Origin of the sequence: Corallococcus carmarthensis, from assembly GCF_003611695.1 — a bacterium.
Classification (GTDB): Bacteria; Myxococcota; Myxococcia; order Myxococcales; family Myxococcaceae; genus Corallococcus; species Corallococcus carmarthensis.
The window spans coordinates 113156-133294 of sequence record NZ_RAWE01000002.1; the positions used below are offsets into that span (position 1 = coordinate 113156).

The window sequence follows — 20139 nt, forward strand, 5'->3', positions numbered from 1 at the left end:
CCTGGCGGCCTCGGTAGGACCGGAAGGAGGCGGCGTTGCCCGCGGGCTCACGGGCCGTAGCGGTAGTGGATGAAGCCGAGCGCGCCGTTGTTGTTCCAGCCCTGGAGCAGCTCCGCTCGCCCGTCTCCATCCAGGTCCCGGGCGAACCAGCCCACGGCGCCGGAGCCATACCCGGTGTTCGCCTTGCGGAACTGCGTCATGAGCCGGCTGCCATTCCAGCGGTAGACCGTCAGCCCGAGCGTCCCGTTGTTGTCCCAAGCCTGGATGAGCTCCTGACGGCCATCGCCGTCCACGTCCGCGCTTTTCCAGGACACGGCACGCCAGCCCTGCCCGCTGTCCCGGGTGGTCCATGCCGGCTGGAGGCCCCCATTCCACCGGTAGAGGATGAAGCCCAGGCCATCGGTGGCCGTGTTCTGGAAGGACTGGACCAGCTCATCGCGTCCATCCCCGTCGACGTCCGCGATGAGCCAGGCAACGGCGTTGGAACCCTGGCCGACGTTGCTGGTGGTCCAGAGCTGCACGAGCCCGCTGCCGTTCCACCGGTAGACGATGAAGCCGAGCGCGCCGTTGTTGTTGAAGGCCTGGATGATTTCCTGACGGCCATCCCCGTCCACGTCACCAGTCCTCCAGGCGACGGCGGTGGAGCCCTGGCCGATGTTGGGCGTGCCCCAGAGCTGCACGAGCCCGCTGCCGTTCCACCGGTAGATGATGAAGCCAAGCGCGCCGTTGGTGTTGTTGAAGGCCTGGACGATCTCGTCACGGCCGTCGCCATCCACGTCGCTGGAGAGCCACGCGACGGCGCCGGAGCCCTGGCCGATGTTGGGCGTGCCCCAGAGCTGCACGAGCCCGCTGCCGTTCCACCGGTAGACGTTGAAGCCCAGCCGGCCACTGATGTTGAAGGCCTGGACGACCTCGTCACGGCCGTCACCATCCACGTCATTGATGAGCCAGGCCACGGCGTTGGAACCCTGGCCGATGTTGGACGTGGCCCAGGCCCGCGTCATCGCGGAGCCATTCCATCGGTAGACGATGAAGCCGAGCGCCCCGTTGTTGTTGAAGGCCTGGAGGACCTCGCCCCGGCCATCCCCGTCCAGATCCGCGTCGAGCCAGGCGTTGGCGATGGGCCCGTCCCCGATGTTCGAGGTGGCCCAGGTGGCCGCGAAGCCCGTCCGGGTGGCGCCGTAGACCAGCTGCGCGCCTTCGACGTCGAGCGCGCTGAGCTCCCCGTCGTTGTTCCACCAGGGGTTGCAGTAGTTCATCACCGAGAACGCATCGTAGGGACCCAGGACGGAGTTGCCGTTGGTTCCCTGCACGTCATTGCAGGTGCTGGGCCTGTCCGGCCGGTTCTGTTCGTGCGCGAACCCGAGCGCATGTCCGAACTCGTGGACCGCGATGGCGCGGATGCAGTACTCGAGGCGGGACTGGCAACTGGTGCTCCAGTTGTTGAACGTGAAGTTCAGCACCATGCCGGGCCGCAGCGCGAGCAGGGCGCTGCCCAGCCCCTTCGTGTGCGGACCCTCGTCGTTGATCCGGATGCGGAGCCCCGGGAAGGGGATGAACGGAGACGTCGGGCATGTCCCCCACCCCGAGAACTGGATGCCGGAAACGGAGGCCCAGGACTGCTCGACCGCGTCGCGGGTCCAGGCCCGCGCCGCGGCATCGGCGCCCGTGGGGTTCTCCCAGCACACCGGAATCGCATCCGTTGCCCAGACGGTATCGGTCTTCAGATAGAGGGGCTGCTCCTGCGGCCGGGTGACGAGCACCTGACTGTCAAGCTCCACCTCCGGTGGCGGTTCGCAGCTTGTAAGGAATGAGAGGGCACACAGCAGGCCAGCGAGTCGGTATCTCAGGGACATGGCGGCCCCATACACCAATCAGCAAAGCATTTAAAACTAGAATAAGCCTGAAGACTGCCTGTCACCGTTCAGGGGGCTTGCCAGAGGGCTGACCTGCGCCCACCTCGAGTCCCCGTGGGGCGACGAAAGGACCGGGGAGGAGGCACGTGGCCTCCTCCTCCCCGGGGGACTCACTTCATCCGCATGAGCATGAATTCGCCGTAGCTCTTCCAGTTCACGGTGGGCCTCCAGATGCTCTGGGAGTCGAGGAAGAAGCTTTTGCCCGCGAAGTTGAAGACGTTGAAGACATGCCCCTGCGTCGGGTCGCTCTTGAACACCCCGGCCACGACCCCGCGGCTGCCCGGGCCCCAGGCCGTCACGGTCTTCTCGATGGCCCGCTTCCCCTCGATGCTCTCGAACGTACCGCCCAACTCCTGCTGCACGACATTGAGCGGGGTCGTCGGACTGGCGGCCGCGACCTTCGGGGTCCCCGCCAACGTGGAGTCGACAGCGGCAACCACCTTCGAGCAGTTGGTTCTGCATTGCGTTGGGTTGATGGTCAAGGCGTTGAGATCAATTCCATTGACTCTCTGATACTGCTCGAAATCCGCGACGAGGTCGGCCTTGGGAGGCCTGACGACCCCCGACATGCTCGCGGTCCCCAACGAGGATCCGATGATGCCGGTGAAGCTCCCCACCGCGTAGTACCAGCTGTCCCCGCCGGAAGTGACGCCCCAGCTGTCGCGCATGTTCTGCGTGCAGCCCGGACACCAGAACAGGACCGAGTCGCCGAAGCCCTGCGAGAAGCTCGACCACCGGTCGAGCCACGCGTTCTCCTGGACGGCGGCGGCCTCCGCGCCCTCCTCCGTCGCGAGGACCCGCTCGACCGCCTCCTTGCGCGTGAAGCCATGTGCCGCCATGGAGTCGAAGTTGAAGGAGGGGCCCACGGAGATGCCGGTGGCCGTGATGACCATGAGCTTCAGGATCGCGCCATCCAGGGTCTGGGGACCCTGGGAGAACGTGGCCGTGGCCGAGATGGGGCTGGCCGCCTGGGGGCTCGCGCCGCCGCCGGACGCGCCCGCGGAGGGGAAGTACAAGCCCGGGTTGTTGATGGAACTGGCGCCGCCTCCGCCGCCCGGCATGCCCGGGAAGCCCTGGCCATTCGGGCCCCGGCACTCCGCGCCGATGCACCCCGAATCCATGCCTGACGGGTCGGCGCGATTGACCGGGTCGTTCATCGAGAACGCGTAGGGATGGGTGGTGGCCGCCGTGCGGACGACGAGGAGCGGATCCCGGCTCAAGAACCGTCCGATGACCGGGTCGTAGATGCGGGCACCCAGCTGGGACACGCCCAGCGACTCCAGGGCCTCACCGCCGTTCCACTGGTCGCTGGAGTAGAGCAGGGCGCCCGGTGAGACGGAGCCCGTGGACTTCGCCTCGCCGAACGGCTGGTAGTCCACGTCCTGGATGAACTTGCCCTGGATGTCCGCGGAGTAGCGCGCGCCGCGCATCTCTCCAAAGGGGAAGCGCCAGGGGCCCTTGAAGCCCTGCCGGGTGGCGACGATGCCGCCCGGACCCGGGATGTGGCGGGTGAGGACCTGGGTTCTCGTGCCGTCGATGACCTGGTCCTTCAGCTCCAGGTGGCTGCCGAACCCCCACTCGTGCCGGGCGTCCCTGCCCGCGACGCGCAGGTCCAGCTCCCGAAGGCTGCCCATGGCGCCCGTGTGGAAGGTGGCGGTGCCCTCGGGCGCGGAGATGGAGCGCACGTCGCCGGAGGGCAGATAGGACAGCTGGCGCAGGCCCGTGCGCGTGGGCTGGGTGAGCACGTTGCCAGAGCTGTCATGGGTGACGTTGCAGGCGGTGCCGCCCAGCCCTCCGTTGCCGTAGCCGATGCGGCAGAGCCGGTCGCGGTCCACGGTGCCGTAGCTCATCGCGGCATCCGCGGTCCCCAGCAGGTCGTTCTGCGTGAGCACGTTGCCCAGCGCGTCGTAGGTGTAGCTCCAGTCCGCGAAGTAGGTGCTGCCCGTGGAGCGCTTGGAGGTCGCGAGCCTGCCGAGCGTGTCGTAGGCGTTGTTCGTCTTCACGCCGGGGGAGACGCCGTTGACGGTCTCCGTGCGCACCAGCTCGCGGCCCACGGCGTCGAAGGACGCAATGCCGATGGCGCGGGAGCCGTAGCTGGAAGCGAGGGTCATGCTGCGCGGCAGCCGGCGCCCCGTGTCGGCGTAGTCCCCGATGAACTCCACCACGCCCCCGTGGACGGCACTGCGCGGCCGGCCGAACGGGTCGATGGATTTCGCCACGTAGAGTTCCTGGCTGAGGTCCGGGCCCTCGTACTTGACGTACATGGGCCGGCGCGCGGTGTCGTACGCGTACCAGGTCACCTCCTTCTCGTAGCCGGTGTCGGGCAGGTAGAGCGTGAACGCGTCGAGCTCCCCGTCCGCGTGCAGGTCGTTCTTCTCCACGTAGTAGGTGCCCTGGGCGTCGGTGTAGACGCGCGCGTTGGACTGGCCGTAGGCGTCATAGCTGTAGAAGACCTCGCCCAGGGAGGACTTGGTCTGGGCCAGCCGTCCCAGGACGTAGGTGGGGGTGACGAGGGACGTGGGGCTGGCGCCGAAGTCGTAGAGGAAGTCGTAGACGGTGTCCTGCTCCGTCACGCCCTTGGTGCGCTCCTCCGAGTGCGTGATGCGGCTCTGGGCGTCGTACCGGGAGAGCTGGCTGCGCTCGCCGGTGGGGGCCGTGATGGACTCGGTCCACTTCACCTCCAGCGGCTCGCCCCAGTCGCTGTACTTCGCCGTCTTCAAGGCGCTGTCTGGGTCCTGCCACGAGAGGCGCTGGCCGAAGGAGTCCTGGACCCACGACCACGTCACCGGGCCGGTGAGGCCCACCGGATCCAGGTAGCGGGTCATCCCCGTCAGCTGACCCAGCCGGTCATAGGTGAAGGTGGCGTGCTCCAGCGGGGTGCCGCTCTTCGTCGTCGTGCGCGACAGCATCCGGCCCACCGCCGTCAGGGTGGAGGAGCGCAGGACGTTCACCTGGGGCGCGGTGGAGACCATGGACGCGGTGTCCCGGAAGGACACGGTCTCCAGGTGGTTGGCGAAGCTGCGCGAGTAGCAGGTGGGGAGCAGCTCGGTGCCCACGTTGGGCGTGGTGGTGTACGCCTGCGGGCCGTTGCCCCGGACGGTGCACGACGGGGAGCCATCCACGTTGAAGAAGGCGCTGGTGCCGTAGGCGGTGGCCGCGTTCTGCGAGGCCGGGTAGGGGTCCGCTTCGAACACCACGCGCCCCAGCTCGTCATAGGTGCGCGCGCCGCTGATCATCACCTCGGTGCCGTAGTCGCTGCCCAGGGGGGACTCGGTGCGGCGGGTGCGGCCCAGTTCGTCCAGGAACGTGGTGCTGGTATTGCCCACGGCGCTGTCCTCGGTGCCAGGCGTCACGGGATCGCTGAAGGTCTTGACCACCACGCGACGGCCAAGCGGATCCGCTCCGGTGAAGCCCAGGTAGCGGGTCGTCGTGAGCACGCCCTGGGCTTCGCCCGGGGGTTGCGCGGTGGTGCGCACCCTGCGCCCGTAGCCGTCCCGGTCGACGCCGTACTGGGTCTGGTTGGGGTCGGTCGCGAGCTGTGCCACCAGGCTGAGCGGATCCACGCTGACGGTGGTCTTGAGCGTCGGGATGCCCGTGGCGTCCACCCGCTCTTCCACCTGCGCGAGCCCGAACGCGTCGTAGGTGAACTTCACGGTGCGCGTGGCGCCGTCCTCGCGCACCCGGGTGACGGTGGCGGGGTTGCCGGCGGCGTCGTAGTCGGCGGTGTACTCGGTCACCGTGTTCAGCAGCGCGCCGGTGGTGAGATCGCGCCGGTCGCGCAGGTGCGAGGTGAGGTGGCCCACGGAGACGCTGCCCGAGCCCAGTCCGTCGTAGCGCCAGGACTCGGAGGCGTACGTCACGTAGGGCGTCTTGTCGCACGTCCAGTAACGCCGGCTCATGGGGGCGTGGAGCACCCGGGGGGCCGCGCCCGTGCTGGTGGGCGTGGCGTACTTCGTCTCCACGCAGAGGTCGTCATCGTTCCGGTAGACGTCGTTGAGGTGCTTGACGTTGAGCGGTCTGCCGTAGTCGTCCACGTCCGTCGCCTCTGAACGGGTGGCCACGTTGGCCGTGGACGGCGGCGCGGCGCTGCCGCGCCAGGAGTCGGTGACGCGCTCGTAGGCGAAGCCGTGCGCGCGGCAGGCGTCGTAGCCGCCGTTGACGACGAGGTACGAGGCCGGGAAGTCGAGCGGATAGGCCAGCTCGAAGCAGTCCAGGCCCTCGTTGGGCGTGCCGGCGGGCACGGCCTCTGGGAAGTACTTCGTGCCCCATTCGACGTGAGAGGCCTTCAGCCGGTTGCCGTAGGTGGTGAGGTCGGTGGCCAGCAGTGTCCAGGGGTCCAGGCTGGCGGTGGTGACGGTGGTGACGTCGCGCACCTTGCCGGTCAGCAGGGCGCGGGCGAAGCGCACGGCCGGGGAGGTGTTGTCGAAGGCGGGCTGCGGATACGTGTCCGTGAGGGTGGCGTAGCCCTCGCCCCTGCCCTGGGTGGTGACGGTGTTCATGGACACCGAGCGCTGGTAGCCGGGCATCGTGAAGGCGTGGAGCGCGGAGTCGTAGACGAGCTCAGCGCCGCCGTAGGCGTAGCGCGTCTCCGCCAGGGTGCCGCCCAGGCCCAGGCCGCCGGTGGTGACGACGGAGGAGACGACGACCTCCGGGAAGGGCACCTGATGCTTCGTGGTGCCGTCCTCCTTGGCGGAGCGGTAGGCGATGGTGGTGAACGCGCCGGAGTCGTTGTTCACGCGGATGAGGCGGCCCGCTTCGGGCTTGCCGGGGCGCGTTCCGCCGGAGAGCTGGTAGACGTCCAGGTTGGTGCCGTTGAGGCGGACGACCTCGGGCTTGCCATCGCCGTTGAGGTCATAGAGGCCGCTCCCGGTGTAGGACGTCAGGCCGTCGCAGCGCTCCGTCTGGTTGGAGAGGGAGAAGCCGCTTCCCGCCACTTCGATGTTCACGGCCGGGGCGAAGCCCGCGCCGGTGCCCACCGCGACGGTCCATTGCACGGCCGAATTGACGATGCTGCTGGCCACGTAGTCGGGGATGCCGTCGCCGGTCAGGTCGCGCAGCCCCTGGGTCTGGCCGGAGCCGTAGGGGGTGCTCAGCGGAGGATCCGGATTGGGCCAGGTGCAGATGCGCTCCTGGGCGTTCTCCTGCACGGACAGCATGCCCTGGGACGGGAGCGTCAGCGTCACGGCGCTGAAGCCGCTGCCGGTGCCCAGGGAGACCGTGAAGTTCTCCACCCGGTCCAGGAGGCCATCGCCGTTGACGTCGGAGAGGCCGCACCTGACGAGCTGGGAGTCGTTGGTCGTGGTCCACAGTCCCACGCCGCAGGCGGCGTTCGGCTTGAGGGTGATGGGCGAGGAGAAGGCGGTGACGCTGTCGGAGAGCATCACGCCGTAGGTATTGAAGACGGCCTGGACCGCGTTCCCGTCGGTCAGCGTGGGCTGCACCTTGACGGCGAAATCCGCGTAGACAATCTGGCCATCGCTGCCGCCGTTGTAACCGGGCGCGTAGGCCTTCACCTCGATGGGGGAGGAATTGAAGACCACGTCCGGGAAGCCATCGCCGTTGACGTCCGTCACCTCCCATTCGGTGTAGGTCTTCTCCGGGTCCGCGGACGCCACCGCGCCCGTGGGGCCGCACCCCGGAGTGCTCGAGGACGTCTGCTCCCACTTCGTGAGGCTGGCGTTCCACCTCCAGCACAGGCGGACCACGCGGTCGCGGCCGCTGAAGCGGCTGGAGAGGGGCAGGTAGCCATTGCTGAGGGAGTGGCCCAGGCCGGCGAGGTGGTTGTAGAGCGCGCTGACGGAAATCGTGCGGCGCTGCCATTGGATGCCCGTGGAGCCGGTGCCGGGCGTGTTGAGGTAGACGACCCACTTGTACGGGGACTCGCCGGCGTCGATGAAGTCGACGCGGCCGTCGCCGTTGACGTCCAGGGCCTGACGCCACACCCGGTCCTTGCCGCTGGCGGCGGGGTTGGCAGGGAAGCGCATCTCCGTGGCGCTCATCGACCCGAAGGGGCCGGAAGCGAAGGTGGCGTCGGCGAGCTGGGCGTTGACGGTGCCCAGGGTGGTGGCTCCCGCCCCGCCGGGCTTGTTGAGGGCGACCCAGAGCTTGCCGCTCTTGGCGTAGACGAAGTCGGGCAGGCCATCCCCCGTGACGTCGGTGAGGCTCTGCCAGGTCGCGGAGCCGACTTCGGACGTGAGCGGCGGCAGGTACGTGCCATCGCGTCCGGTGCTGGAGATCTTCGAGGTGTCCACGCCCGAGGGCATCGGGATGGAAGCGGTCTTGGCGTAGGTGAGCTTGCCGCTGGTCGTGGCGACGCCGTAGGTGAAGGAGGCGACGGGAAGCGCGACGGACTGCTCCGGGGTGCCCTGGCGGCCGAACACGTTGACGGAGACGAGGCGGGGCAGCCGGGTGTCGGCGTCGGGCTGGTAGGCGAAGGAATAGGTGCGAAGCCGCTGGGGGGAGCTGGCGCAGGTGGCGCGGCTGGACACGTCCAGGGTGTTCAGCGTGCGCACGCGCGCCAGGACGGCGCTGGTGCCCAGCAGGGACAGCGAGAGGGGCGCAGAGACCGGGGCCCCGTAATTGAGCGTGACCTCGTTCTTGAAGCAGTTGGTGGACGGGTGCTTGTTGTAGCGCACCTGTCGCAGGTCGATGGTGGTGCCCGCGCCCCCGCCGGGAGTGGTGACGCTGGAGATGTCGTAGGTGAGCTCGACGGCGGTGTTGTCCGGGCCGGTGATGGACGTCAGCAGCCAGAGGCCCGCCCCGTAGATCAGCGCGGGCTGCGTGAAGGTCCAGGTCCAGCCTTCGCCGTCGTACATCACCCAGGCGCCCTCCACCTCCTTGAGGAGCAGGTCGGGCGCGCCGTTGCGCGCGCCCCAGTGCAGCACCTGCGGCGGCCCCGCGGAGACCTGCCGGGGGAACAGCTCCAGGGTCTGTCCCTGGAGGGAGAGGGTGACCTGCTCACGGCCCGCGGGGACCCCCGTGCCCACGCGCGGCTTGCGGTGGGCGAAGGACAGGTCCCGGCGGATGTAGGTGAGCGGGATGTCCCAGCCCAGGCCCACCGCGCCCACGCCCGGGGCGCCAGAGCCGATGGAGACGGGGACGGGGAGACCGCCGCGAGAACCCGGCAGGTCCAGGGGAATGGCGGCGGAGTAGCCTCCGGAAGCATTGACCGCGCCGAGCTCCGTCCCGGTGTCGGAAGCACGCGCCGCGTAATGGCCACCCGTGGGCGCCAGCTGTGCCGCTCCCAGGCGAGGCCACATCCCCAACATCAGTCCCAGGGCCAATCCCAGCCATGGGCGTGAAATCGTCATCTGCATTGAAACCCCCTCCAGGAGGTATCAATACAGAAAATGACGCTAAAAGTGAAGTTCCGGAATTCCTTGGATGCGTTGGGCGCTTGCGCCACCGTCAGCAGCCAGGAGCGGCTCCTGGCGACGGCGTCCGAGGACGGAGGTCCCTTTTGGCTTTGTGCTGGATGCGTTCTACGTGCTGCGTCGCACGCAAGCGCTCCTGGCGTGGCTGAAGGAGAAGGACGTCGCTGCGTGGTTGCAACTGGACCGTCCTCAGCTCTGTATGACTCCTCCTCACTCCAAAGGACCGGGCATGAGCATGTCGAAGTCCTGGACGACAGGGAACTGGGGATTGCCCACGGTGTTGGGGTCCCCCGACACCAGCTTGTTGCGGACCTTGTACTGCCAGGAGCCGGGCGTCGGCGTGGGATACGGGGTCGTGCTCGCCGGTCCGTAGCACTGTGAGGACGTGGGAGTGCCGGTGTCCTCGGAGGCCAGGAAGAGGGCGATCCGCTTCCGCGCCAGAGCCTGGGGACGGTAGGCCAGGAGCTCGTCCACCGAGCCGCAGATGGCATGTGCCACCGGTGCCGACTCCATGCCCACCTGGAGGCTGTTCAGGGTGACTTGGATGAGCGTGGTGTTCGTCGTGAAGCCCCGGTGCATGATGTATGAGGCGCCGTTGAAGGACACCACCGCGTAATGCCGCGGGGTGCTGCCGCCGGCCGCGACGACGGCTTGGGCTCGCTGAACCGCCACCTGGAAGCGTGTGAGACCGCCGGCCGCCGGGAGTGCCATGGACGCGCTCCGGTCCAGGAGGAGGATGACGTGGTCCTCGTATTGCTGCGCGGATGCGGTTCCAGGGCGTGCCATGACAAACGTTCCGAGCACCACGAGCAGACGCAGCATCACCTTGTATGTCATCACGGATGACCTCCTCGCTTCAGCGGAGCGACGTCGCGAGCGTGACCCGTGCCTCAGGCAATGACTGTCACGCCGTTCCATGAGAAATGATGGTGCAATCTCGCTAGACTTGAAATAGCGGAAAATCCGTAGGGTGGTTGTCACGGCAATCTGGAGGTCTTCCGTGCGCGGGCCTCCGTGAGGAGCTGGTCCAACCCCTTGAGCAGCTCACCGTCCTCGATCGAGAAGGGATCGCTTCGTCCCTTCAGTCTTCGGGCCGTGGCGTTGGCGATGGCCTGACCCACGCGAAGCGACGGGTCTTCGGCCAGCAGCTCCAGGAGGGTCTGCAGGACCTGCTCCGGATGCCTCGTGGGATTCATGTCTCCATGCTCCTTGGGAGATGATGTGCCGAAGGCGGGATTCGAACCCGCGCCGGGCGGTGCGAAACTCCCAGCAGGATCGCGCCCTTACCTCGCTGCCGCTCGGAGCGACTCGGATTCGACATCCCGCCGCATGACCTGTTGTCCCGCCATGTTCCACCCCATGCCGCAGCTTCATGCGACATACGTGCAACATGGCGGGACTTGAGTTGAGCCTCCTCGCAGGCAGCGTGGCTAGTTCGTGCTGATTTCGTCCTGGGACGCCTGGAGGCCACGGGGGCGCCGCATGCCCAGCTCGACCATCACCTCGCGGGATCGCTTCGCCATCTCGTGCAGCTCCGATACCGCTTCCCTCCGACCGTAGGCGTCTCCCTCTCCGAGCCAGCGGCGCAGGTCCGCCGCCAGTTCCCGAGCGGTCTGGTAGCGGGCTTCCGGACGGGGCTGGAGGAGCTTGCGCAGTGCCAGGCCCAGTCCCTGCGGAAGCGGCTCCGTCAACGCCTCCAGGTCCGCTTGCGAGTAGGTCGCCGCGCGCCAGATCGCGTCCTCCACGCCAACAGGGCTTCCAGCGAGCCGAGCCCTCCTGACGGCACGTCGGACCCGCACGCGCTGCCTGACTGAAAGCGAGTCCTTCACCTCTTCGGTCAAGGCGTCCGGGGCATCCAGGAGGTTCTTCCCCGTCGCGAGTTCAAGCAGGACATTGCCAAGCGCGAAGAGGTCCGCTCTCGCATCCACGCGGCCCGTCAGGAGCATTTCCGGGGAGGAGTAGAACGCATCCCCCTGCGGCTGGCGCACCGTGGACGAAACGCGACCGGGCAGGTCCGACAAGGCGAGCCCAAAGTCGGAGACCTGCACGTCGCCGTTCCAATCGACGAAGATGTGCTCAACGTCGAGCGCCCGGTGGACGATGTTGAGGGGGCGCCCCTGTTCGTCCTTCGCCTCGTGGGCATGCTCCAGGGCCTCGGCGACGCGCGCCCCGACATGGAGGGCGAAGAGGGGAGAGAACCGGCGACCGCACTCCCCCGAAAGCGTCAACAGGGTGTTGATGCTGTGCCCCGACGGATGCTCGGTGATGACGTACCAGCACCCCTCCGCCTTGTGCAGCCCATGGACACGGAGGATGCCCGGATGGTCGAGGTACGTCGCGAGGCGCACCTGCTCTTCCAGCTTCGCCCGCGCCCGCTTGATGCGAGGCAGCTCCATCAACTTCGGTACGCCCACCGCCTTGAGCAGCACCTTGCCCCGGATGTTGCCCTCGGAGGTGCGGCGCCGGGCCAGCAGGAGACTCAGACCGTGGTGGACCTCTCCCAGGTCTTCGCGGAACTCGTACTGGAAGCCATCCCGCGTGAAGAGAATCGCCCCGCGTGGAAGCCTGAACTCACTTTCCGACATGCTCTTTCCTCCTCTTCGCGCAGGCATCCGAAGGCCGACGCGTCGTGGACGACGTTACCCGTGGGATGGGCCGTCGTGGAACGACCCTGGGAGGTCATGTCGCGTTTGAGGCGGAGGGGGCGAAATCAAGCACCTACCCACCACGTCGCCCGGGCGCGCTCAGGGCCAGCGGTCCACCACTGTCCCGGAGCCTCGATTGACCGCCATCACCTTGCCGTCCTTGAACGCCACGGCAGTTCCCTCGTGCACGAAGCAAATGGGGTACTCCTCCTGCCCCGGGAGCTTCACGCGGTCATACCGGATGACGAGTGCCGGCCCCTCCGCACGCCCCATCTTGTCGGAGAGGTAATAAGCCTTGCCGTAGAAGCGTGTGCCCTTGGGGGCGACCGCCGCCTGCCGGTCATCGTTGACGCCTTTGGGGACCACCCCCACCACATCCGCGCCAGCGGTGAACCATACATTGTCAAAACCCGCTTGGCGTTCATCGAGTTGAAGGGAGAAGCTGTCCCCTTCCTCCCAGTGAAGTTGCTCCCGCATGGCCTCTTCCGCCCCAGCCGGGCAGGTGAAGCGCTCTGGACGGATCTGGGCACCCGGACAACCCGCCGCCAGCGCCGCGACGAGCGACAGCGACGCGCACTCGACGGCAGCAACGGACTTCTTCGGCAGGCGGAGCGCACGTCCTGGGGGCGAGGCTTCGGGGGCTGGGGTCTTCAAGGCGGATCCTTCCTTCGGGGCAGCGGCGATGGCTGGCCCCGGGACTGTCACGGACGAAGGGCCAGCAGGTGTCATAGCAGGAGGGTGTGTTTCGGGCGGTGCGGAATGGGGGGTGGCAGGAGGAGGGCGTGGGGCTGCGGCGTCGTGCGGCCCGGCAGGCCCGCCGGTGGTGCTCCCTGACGAGTGCCAGAGGGCCGCAGCCATGACGAGCGCGACGATACAAACGACGCCTGCGAGCCACCTTCCCGCGCGAAGCGGTCGCTCCATCATGGCCACATGCCGCTTGAGGGATTGCGGCGTGGGGGGCATCGCCAGTGCCCCAGGTGTTGGCCCTCCGTGACGCTGATCAGCGGGTGGATGGGCCGGCACATCATACTCAGCGGAGCGCTCGCCACGGAGATCCGCCAGTTCGCGGCGCAGCGCCTCGGTATCGACCGGACGCCCCTTGGGGTCTCGGGCCAGGATGGTCTCGACGAGGTCGCTCAGGGCCGCTGGCACCCGCGCATTCGCCAATCGAGGGGGCGGCGGTGGGAGGGCAGGGCTGTTCAAGTCGAAGCGCGGACGAAACTCCGTCGGGCGTGGGTCGGTCAGCAGTTCATGGAGCATGACGCCGACCGCGAAGATTTCGTCGGCGACATGGAAGGCGTAGCGGGCCCGGTGCTCGTCCTTGTGCTCGCGCAGGAACTTGAACTGCTCGGGCGCACGATAGCGGTCTGTCCCTGGAGGCAACCCCCCATCCGTCAGGTCTTCGGCGAAGGTGTAGGTCGCGCAACTGAAATCGATGATGACGGGCTCACCGTCGCTCTTACGGATGAGCACGTTGGACAGCTTCAAGTCCCGATGCAGGATGCCCCGGCGATGCATGTATGCCAGCGCACCGGCGATCTTCTCAAAGACCCCGAGGATTTCGCGAACGGTCGGGTGCTTGCGCTCCGCCCACTCCGCGAGCGTCCAGCCGTCCACGTAGTCGAGTGCGAGGTACAGGTTCCCACTCTCCGCCAGGCCGTACCCCTGCGGCCGGACGATGTGGGGGTGGTCCAGCATGAGCAGCGCCGTCAACTCCCGCAGCGTCCGGGCATGGGTCTGCTTGGGGTCGCCGCTGGACTCCCGGTGCTGGGCCACCTTGATGGCCCGGTGCCTGCCGTTCTTTTCGCCAAGGAAGACGAACGCAAAGCCTCCGTCACCGAGTGGCTTGGAAACCTGCCACCCGTCAATCAACGTACCGGGCGGAACGTGAAGCAGCGTCGCGCTCATTGAGCATCCTCCGCGGAGGGCTTCGGGAAGCGCACGTCTGGAATCGTGAGCCGACGCTCCCCATCACCACGCACCTCCAGGGTGAAGACGAGGTCTACTTTCGTCTTGGGTACTTCCACGACCGCCAGCACTCGCCCGTTCTCCCCCGGAAGGATTGCACCCGGCTTCTCGGCTACGAGTCGTGCCCGCAGGGGCATGCCGACTCGCCCCACGAACATTGCTTCTCGTGGTGTCCAAGCGGGGTGGTCAGGGCGGTTCACAATCTTCACGTCCGCCAGAATCCATCCCGTGCCCCGAAAGGTTACGATCTTGTCCAAAATCAACCCCTGCACAGCATCGAGCGTGCCTTTGCGGCTGGACGTCGTGACGCCCTTCGCGTCCACGTAGCCGAGTAGCACGAAGTCTTCCGGCTTCGGCACCGGGGCTTGGGCCGTGGGCTGGCAGGCCGTATTCGGCGGCTCCGGGCGTTGCACGTCAATCAGTGCATCAACGTCGCGCGGGTCTGTCACGAGCACGAAGGCGGCCCGGGTGGGCGCTCGGCCGTCGGCGAAGAAGACCCCAATCTCCTGACGCTCGCCGTCTGCAAGGTTGGCCACGGGCTGAACGATGATCGACCGCTCGCCCGCGTCCAGGACACGGATCCGGGATTCGTCGAAGGTGACGGTCTTCCGCTGGATCGGCGCAGAGAACAGGAACACCGTCCGGGCATCCGCCGCGACATGGACGACGGGCAGCGGTTCGGCGGGCGTGCTGGCGAGGGTCACGGAGCGCTTACGATCAACGCGCGCCCCCGTGGCCGGCTCAGCCCCCGCAGCAGCTCCCGAGACAAGTACGAGCGCGAGAGCCAATCTGAACGGTTGGAGCAATGGTGCATGACCTCCCGAATGGGAAGGCTACCATCGCGGACGCCCGCGCAGTGGGTCTCTTTCCTACAGGCGGAGCGGCATCCCGAGATCCTGAATCGAGTCAAGGCGCTGCACGTCCGCCGAGCTCGGGGAACCGCTCGTAGGTCCGCTTGAGTGCATCCAGGTGAGCGGGGTTGTCGTATGCGAGCGGCTCATCCGTGAGCTGCACAACCCACCCATTCGACGCCGTACGCCGCGCCCGCGTGAGCAACTCGGCATCGCGAGCAGGATCCGGGAACCCGATGGTCTTCGCTGTGGCGGCAGACCAATAGTTCAGCCACCCAAGGAACCAGGGAGTCGCAGGCGTGGGGAGCTTCTCTGGAAGGTTGAGCATGGGAAGCCCACGGGGTGAGCGCTCCGGTCCATGAGGCGAACGGCGAAACTGCTGTGCGACCTCCGAGCCGTAACCGTATGGCGAAACATGCCCCCAGTACGCGTGAGAGCCCTCGGCCACAGCCTCAAGCACAGCCGCCGCTGCCGCGATCGCGGGTGCGTCCAGTGGTATTTCCGCATGCACTTCAAGCCGCGCTTGTCTACCCGGGCTAAGTCGCCCCGACCTGCCCCTTCCCGAAATCGTCACGGGGTAGCTCTCATCCCCGTTGCACAAAAGGGGGAATTTCCCGTCTTGCGTCATTTCCGCGAGCCATGCGTCGCGATGCGGCAACGCAATGAGGGGGCCGCTCTCGGGGATGTGCCACGCCAGGCGCAAACCGGGAAGTGCCTTTTCCATCCCATGGATGACATCCAGCGTGCGGCCATCGTTGCCCACGAGTGCGGGCGCGTAAACGATTAGGGTGAGGGAATCAGGCGTGGTCATCGTTTGCACCCTGTGACGACGACATCAAGTAGGGGATCTGCTTCAAGCAACGCGTCCTTGTGCGCTTGGGTACTCACCCCAATCACGTAGCCATATCCGCATGCCGCCGCCGCGTCTTGCTCCTTTTCTATCTGCGCCAGCTCTTTCTCGATCTCCCGCCTCCGGATGAATTTGGAGTATGTGTCGAATTGATGCGTCTTGATCTCCCACAGCACGCGCACGCCGACTTGCAGCGCATCGAAGCGCACACCGCCAACGAGCACGTCCATCCCGGGGTAACGGTTGGGTGGGAATTTGTCGGCACATTCATTGTGTGGGTCATCCTCGCCCGCGTGGGGCACCGGAACAGGTTCGCAACTGGCGCGCCCCGTCCGGTCTACGGGCACAGGTGGCACCGGGGGCTGCCAGTCTTGCCCCGCTGGCTCGGGCTTCAACCTGGGCTTGCGTTGCGCTTCCGCTTCCCGGGATGCCACCTTCGTTCCTCGCGAGGTCCCTGCTTCCTCGGGGTAGGCGTGCCGCAGTTCATACGCGTCCAGCGCTTCTTTGATGGCGACGCCGACCACCACCACTCCAAGCACGATCACGGCGCCCACGGCAATCTCAGGAGCCGCCAGCACGCAGAACCCGAGTCCCACGGCTGCGGCATCAGCGGACGCGACCGTGCATCTTCCCATGGTGTCATGGAACTCGAGCCGGTCATGGTCGAGAGTCCGATAGCACGTCTCCACCAGCACAGGCCAAGCCTGGGAAGCCTCACGGACGACGCACCGTCCCCCGTCAGTCCACGGCAGCACCGCCGCACGCTGGAGATTGGCGATCCTCGGGTTCCGGGACGCGCGCTCTGCTGGGCTCGGTGCCGACGTGGCGCAAGCCGAGAGGAAGAGTAGGAGTGCGGCGCAGGCGCGGAGTCGCATGGTCACGTCCTTTCAGGCGAGCCAGCGAGCTGCGGGGCAATGCTGGACGCATGTGGAGTATGCCAGCATCGACGAATACCATGGATATCATGAGGGCGCTGAAGCGTGGCGGCATGGCCCGGAGCGCACCAGCGGTCATGAAGCGCCCACGCCTACTTGCTGCTCGCTTCCGCGTACAACACGAACCCATCGACGGGCATGGGTGCATGGGGGACGAGTGTCTCCACGAGAAAGAGGTTGTCGCAGTGCTTGGCGTTCGGTCCGCCAAATACAGTCTTGATGGCCGGCTCTACGCACTCTTCAGCGGGAAGAAACGCGCTGCCAGCTTGAGCGAGCCGGCGAACAATGTGCGCGGGATGTACCCGCCACTCATGGCTCTCGGGGTCGATTCGGATGCCAAGCTGGCCGAGCCATCGCACGAGCTCCGCCCGCTGTGACTCCCAAAGCTTGTCGAAGTCCGTCAGGGGGGAATTGGCGCGGGAGAGGTAGAGCCATCCGGTAACACGCGCCTCCGGCATGGCCGACTCTGCCCATGCGGCCACTGCGGATGGATCGATGATACGAAACTGTGTCTGCAAACGATCCATCGGCGGTTCGCTGTTCCAATAGCGCGTTATTTCTTGACCGACGAATCCCGAGAGTTCGACGCGCCCGTCGGCATCCGCCTCCATCAGGAACTCTGGGGTGCTGTCATAGATGTTGTACTGAAAAGCGGACACGCCCAGGCGCGAGGAGAGGCGTGCGAGCAGCGGCGGGGTTCCCTGCATCAGGAGTTCGAAAGGGGCGGTGCGCAAGACGGTCCATCCAGGGGCCCCGTGAAAACCCGCCAGACCCCAGCGCTGCACCTCGTCACCCAGCCCGTACTGCATGCGGTCGTGCCGTTCCCGAGTGCGCGGCTTGGGTGTTGTCAGGCGCCGCCCTCCTTCCACCAACAAGCGTGAGAGTTCTCTCTCTACCCGAGCTATATCCGCACACTGAATGAAGGCCACGTTCAGCCACGTTCCCATGAATGATGAGTCTGCCATGTGAGGCGATGACGGTCGACGAGAAGTCTGGAGATCCTCCGCGGCTTGAACGCTGTATGAGGTACGCGCGTTTAGGAGTTTTGGGGAACGCGATTTTGACATGAGCAGCCCTTGACGCTCGCCAGTCCCGAAGCGCGCGGCCTGAACCACGGCCGGAATCCGCACCCATTTAGAGATTGAGAGCGGCGCAACATCGCGCACTGCCCGTCCTCCCAACAACCAAGGTGAAAGATGATCACGCGTGGAGGCCGAGCGACTTGTCTCCGCGGCTGATCCGGAGTGGCGCCCCGTGCTGCTGGTAGCCGTCAAAGCAGGGCTTCGGCAGGGCGAACTGGTCGGGCTCCAATGGAACGATCTGGACCTGCCGCGCGGCACGCTTCACGTCCGCCGAACCATCTGGCGTGGGGTTGAGGGCTTGCCGAAGGGTGGGCGTGAGCGGTCAGTTGAACTGCCTGCGTCGGTGGTGGATGCCCTCAAGTCTCACCGGCACCTGCGGGGCCGCTTCGTGTTCTGCCAAAAGAATGGAGAACACCTCACCCCAGGCCGAATGGCCGGGCCTCTTCGCCGTACCCTTCGGGATGCAGGCATCGCCCGCGCCGTGGGGCAAATCGGCTGGCACGACCTGCGGCACACCTACGGGAGCCACCTTGCGATGAACGGGGTTCCGCTGAAGGTGATTCAGGAGCTGATGGGGCACGCCACCATCGAAATGACGATGCGCTACGCCCACCTGAGCCCTGACAGCCGGAGGTCAGCGGTCAACGTCCTGGACCGTCCGCTCGCTCCGGCGTGCGACATACGTGCGACACGCGGGGAGGGCGCCGCCAACCACTCGTAAATACAGGGCGAAACAGTGCCGAAGGCGGGATTCGAACCCGCAACCTCCGCGTTCTGAGCGCGGCGCCTCTACCAAGTTGGGCTACCCCGGCGGGGTTTGTCTTTGATGTGAAGTCGGGATGACTGGATTCGAACCAGCGACCTTGCGCGCCCGAGGCGCACGCTCTTGACCAGACTGAGCTACATCCCGATGGGGTTTGCGCCCTCGAGGGAGGACCCGGACATGACTGAGGCCGGGTCCCCCCTCGGGAGCCCGGCCTCTGTCCATGCCCGTCCCGGGGTTACCGGGTGGCGGCGTGGGTCAGGTGCCGGGTGGACTGCCGCGGAACGAGGCGATGGCCAGGTCCAGGCTGTCCGGAGTGGGGTCCATGTCGGTGGGTGGCTTCGGGTTCAGCTCGTCGCGCTTCGTCATGGGCATCACTCCTTTCTTGGGGAGAGTGACGCGGCGGAAAATCAGTCCTGACACAGCTGTTTGCGCCAGTTCCGCTTCTCGATGCACCGGACATTCTCCACGCCCGCGAGCGTCGCCAGATACCGGCCCAGGTCGAGCAGCTCCGTGTCGTGCGCCTGGCCTTCGTACTCGCGGACGTAGATGGCGTTGCCGTGGTTGTGGACGCACTTCGCCGGGCTGTCGTCGACCATCAGCACGCGCTCCAACTGGTAGCCCCGCCGCTTCAGCTTGCGCAGCTTCTTGACCCAGTCGTAGTGCGCATGCGGGTCGAGGTACCCGTCCCGCTGGACGCTGGCCCGGTCGAGCGCGTACGTGCACCGGCTCCGCCCCCAGACGAAGTCCAGCTCGAGCTCCGGCGGGACGATGCGCTTCACGATCGCCGCCACGTAGGGGTCGGTCCCCGCCGACCAGATGGCGAGCCGGAACCGCGAGGCGCACTCCCGCAGGAAGGGCTCCAGGTTCGGACGCAGGTGGACGAAGTGCCCCAGGACCTGGAAGTCCGCCTCCCGGGTCAGGGGCTTCTCGCTCGCGTGGACCAGGGTCTCATCCAGGTCCAGGATCAACAGGATGCGGTCCGTGGGCGCCGTCACCGGTGTGCCTCCCTGCCCGTGACGACGTCCGGCGGCTCACTGGAATGACGACGCGGCGTCACTGCACGCCGGGCGCTCGGAACACCTGGCCATTGCGGCCTTCCAGCACGAGGCTCGCCTCGTCGGAGCTGCCCACGCGCAGCTCCACGCGGGCCTGTCCTCGACGGTCCACCAGGAGCAGCCCGGGCGAGCCCTCCTCGTCCGCGCCCAGGATGGCCCGGGGCCTCCCCGTCACGTCCGCCAGCTCCAGCCGCGACGAGCCATCCACCTGGAGCCCCACGGAGAACAGCTCCGCGCCGCCGGACTTGGACAACGTCAGGCGCGGCGCCTCGTCCGAGAACACCATCAGCTCCGCCAGCGACTCGCCTTCCGCCGTGGAGAAGCGCAACCGGGGCGAGTCGTCCTCGCCCACGCCCAGCAGGGCCCTGGGACGGCCCTCGCTGTCGTTCAACACCAGCGCCGCGCCACCCTGGCGGTTCGCTTCCAGGCTGGCCCGGGTGCGGCCCCTGGCGTCCTTGAGCACCAGCCGGGAGGCGACCAGCTCCCCCGCGTGCTGCGGCGGCGTTTCATCACGCAGGGCCGCGGTTCCCAGCCCCACCCCGGCCAGTACGAAGGCCGCGAGGGTGAGGCCCTGCCACCTTCGGAGCCGGCCTTCCAGCCGCTCCATGCGCGCGTCCAGTGAGTCCATCCCGGCGTCGCCTCCTGTCCCACCCTGGCGGGACGGCAGGAGGCTAGCAGAGGCCGGCGGGTCCCCGCTC

12 protein-coding genes, 2 tRNA genes and 1 pseudogene are annotated in these 20139 nt (G+C 67.1%); 1 reads left to right on the forward strand and 14 read right to left on the reverse strand.

Translation table 11 applies throughout. The features are described from left to right. Window positions 1-47: 47 nt before the first annotated feature. The 10 genes from D7X32_RS01155 to D7X32_RS01200 all read right to left on the reverse strand — a co-directional run bounded on the left by D7X32_RS01155 (window position 48) and on the right by D7X32_RS01200 (window position 17347). Window positions 48-1781, reverse strand: a complete 1734-nt coding sequence (locus tag D7X32_RS01155; protein ID WP_208752268.1) for an FG-GAP-like repeat-containing protein — start codon at window positions 1779-1781, stop codon at window positions 48-50. A 245-nt stretch (window positions 1782-2026) separates the two neighbouring features. Continuing rightward, on the reverse strand, window positions 2027-9226 hold the full coding sequence (locus D7X32_RS01160; RefSeq protein WP_158625570.1) for an RHS repeat-associated core domain-containing protein: 7200 nt from the start codon (window positions 9224-9226) through the stop codon (window positions 2027-2029). Window positions 9227-9499: 273 nt separating this feature from the next. Continuing rightward, a complete protein-coding gene (locus D7X32_RS01165; protein ID WP_158625571.1) occupies window positions 9500-10129 on the reverse strand; it encodes a vWA domain-containing protein in 630 nt (209 codons plus the stop codon). Window positions 10130-10266: 137 nt separating this feature from the next. Beyond that, window positions 10267-10485: a hypothetical protein gene (locus tag D7X32_RS01170; protein ID WP_120600628.1), complete on the reverse strand. Its 219-nt coding sequence runs from the start codon at window positions 10483-10485 to the stop codon at window positions 10267-10269. A 234-nt stretch (window positions 10486-10719) separates the two neighbouring features. Next, a complete protein-coding gene (locus D7X32_RS01175; RefSeq protein WP_120600629.1) occupies window positions 10720-11874 on the reverse strand; it encodes a serine/threonine protein kinase in 1155 nt (384 codons plus the stop codon). Window positions 11875-12033: 159 nt separating this feature from the next. Continuing rightward, complete coding sequence (locus D7X32_RS01180; protein ID WP_120600630.1) at window positions 12034-13842, reverse strand: serine/threonine protein kinase; 1809 nt, start codon at window positions 13840-13842, stop codon at window positions 12034-12036. Continuing rightward, entirely contained in the window at window positions 13839-14708 is an 870-nt protein-coding gene (locus D7X32_RS01185) for a DUF2381 family protein (protein ID WP_120600631.1), read from the reverse strand. Before D7X32_RS01185 ends, D7X32_RS01180 begins: the two co-directional genes overlap by 4 nt. Window positions 14709-14808: 100 nt before the next feature. Next, window positions 14809-15564, reverse strand: coding sequence for a DUF5953 family protein (locus D7X32_RS46440; RefSeq protein ID WP_120600670.1), 756 nt, complete (start codon window positions 15562-15564; stop codon window positions 14809-14811). Beyond that, window positions 15561-16478, reverse strand: a complete 918-nt coding sequence (locus D7X32_RS01195; RefSeq protein ID WP_120600632.1) for a DUF6310 domain-containing protein — start codon at window positions 16476-16478, stop codon at window positions 15561-15563. The genes D7X32_RS46440 and D7X32_RS01195 overlap by 4 nt, the downstream gene beginning before the upstream one ends. 152 nt (window positions 16479-16630) lie before the next feature. Then, window positions 16631-17347: a hypothetical protein gene (locus D7X32_RS01200; RefSeq protein WP_120600633.1), complete on the reverse strand. Its 717-nt coding sequence runs from the start codon at window positions 17345-17347 to the stop codon at window positions 16631-16633. Between the two features lie 400 nt (window positions 17348-17747). Here D7X32_RS01200 and D7X32_RS01205 point away from each other — a divergent pair. Further along, window positions 17748-18341 (forward strand): annotated as a pseudogene (locus D7X32_RS01205) (tyrosine-type recombinase/integrase); the annotation flags it as partial. A gap of 16 nt (window positions 18342-18357) precedes the next feature. Here D7X32_RS01205 and D7X32_RS01210 read toward each other — a convergent pair. The 4 genes from D7X32_RS01210 to D7X32_RS01225 all read right to left on the reverse strand — a co-directional run bounded on the left by D7X32_RS01210 (window position 18358) and on the right by D7X32_RS01225 (window position 20069). Next, a tRNA-Leu gene (locus D7X32_RS01210) sits at window positions 18358-18432 on the reverse strand. A gap of 22 nt (window positions 18433-18454) precedes the next feature. Then, window positions 18455-18530, reverse strand: a tRNA-Pro gene (locus D7X32_RS01215). Between the two features lie 263 nt (window positions 18531-18793). Continuing rightward, window positions 18794-19381 carry an NIF family HAD-type phosphatase gene (locus D7X32_RS01220; RefSeq protein WP_120600635.1) on the reverse strand — a complete coding sequence of 196 codons (588 nt, stop codon included), beginning with the start codon at window positions 19379-19381 and terminating at the stop codon, window positions 18794-18796. A 58-nt stretch (window positions 19382-19439) separates the two neighbouring features. After that, on the reverse strand, window positions 19440-20069 hold the full coding sequence (locus tag D7X32_RS01225; RefSeq protein WP_120600636.1) for a hypothetical protein: 630 nt from the start codon (window positions 20067-20069) through the stop codon (window positions 19440-19442). Window positions 20070-20139: the final 70 nt, after the last annotated feature.

Excerpts from the sequence above, each read along its gene's own strand:
- D7X32_RS01180 (WP_120600630.1), bottom strand. The coding sequence starts at position 13,842 with ATGAGCGCGACGCTGCTTCACGTTCCGCCCGGTACGTTGATTGACGGG.
- D7X32_RS01170 (WP_120600628.1), bottom strand. The coding sequence starts at position 10,485 with ATGAATCCCACGAGGCATCCGGAGCAGGTCCTGCAGACCCTCCTGGAG.
- D7X32_RS01160 (WP_158625570.1), bottom strand. The coding sequence starts at position 9,226 with ATGACGATTTCACGCCCATGGCTGGGATTGGCCCTGGGACTGATGTTG.
- D7X32_RS01175 (WP_120600629.1), bottom strand. The coding sequence starts at position 11,874 with ATGTCGGAAAGTGAGTTCAGGCTTCCACGCGGGGCGATTCTCTTCACG.
- D7X32_RS46440 (WP_120600670.1), bottom strand. The coding sequence starts at position 15,564 with ATGACCACGCCTGATTCCCTCACCCTAATCGTTTACGCGCCCGCACTC.
- D7X32_RS01195 (WP_120600632.1), bottom strand. The coding sequence starts at position 16,478 with ATGCGACTCCGCGCCTGCGCCGCACTCCTACTCTTCCTCTCGGCTTGC.
- D7X32_RS01200 (WP_120600633.1), bottom strand. The coding sequence starts at position 17,347 with ATGCAGTACGGGCTGGGTGACGAGGTGCAGCGCTGGGGTCTGGCGGGT.
- D7X32_RS01225 (WP_120600636.1), bottom strand. The coding sequence starts at position 20,069 with ATGGACTCACTGGACGCGCGCATGGAGCGGCTGGAAGGCCGGCTCCGA.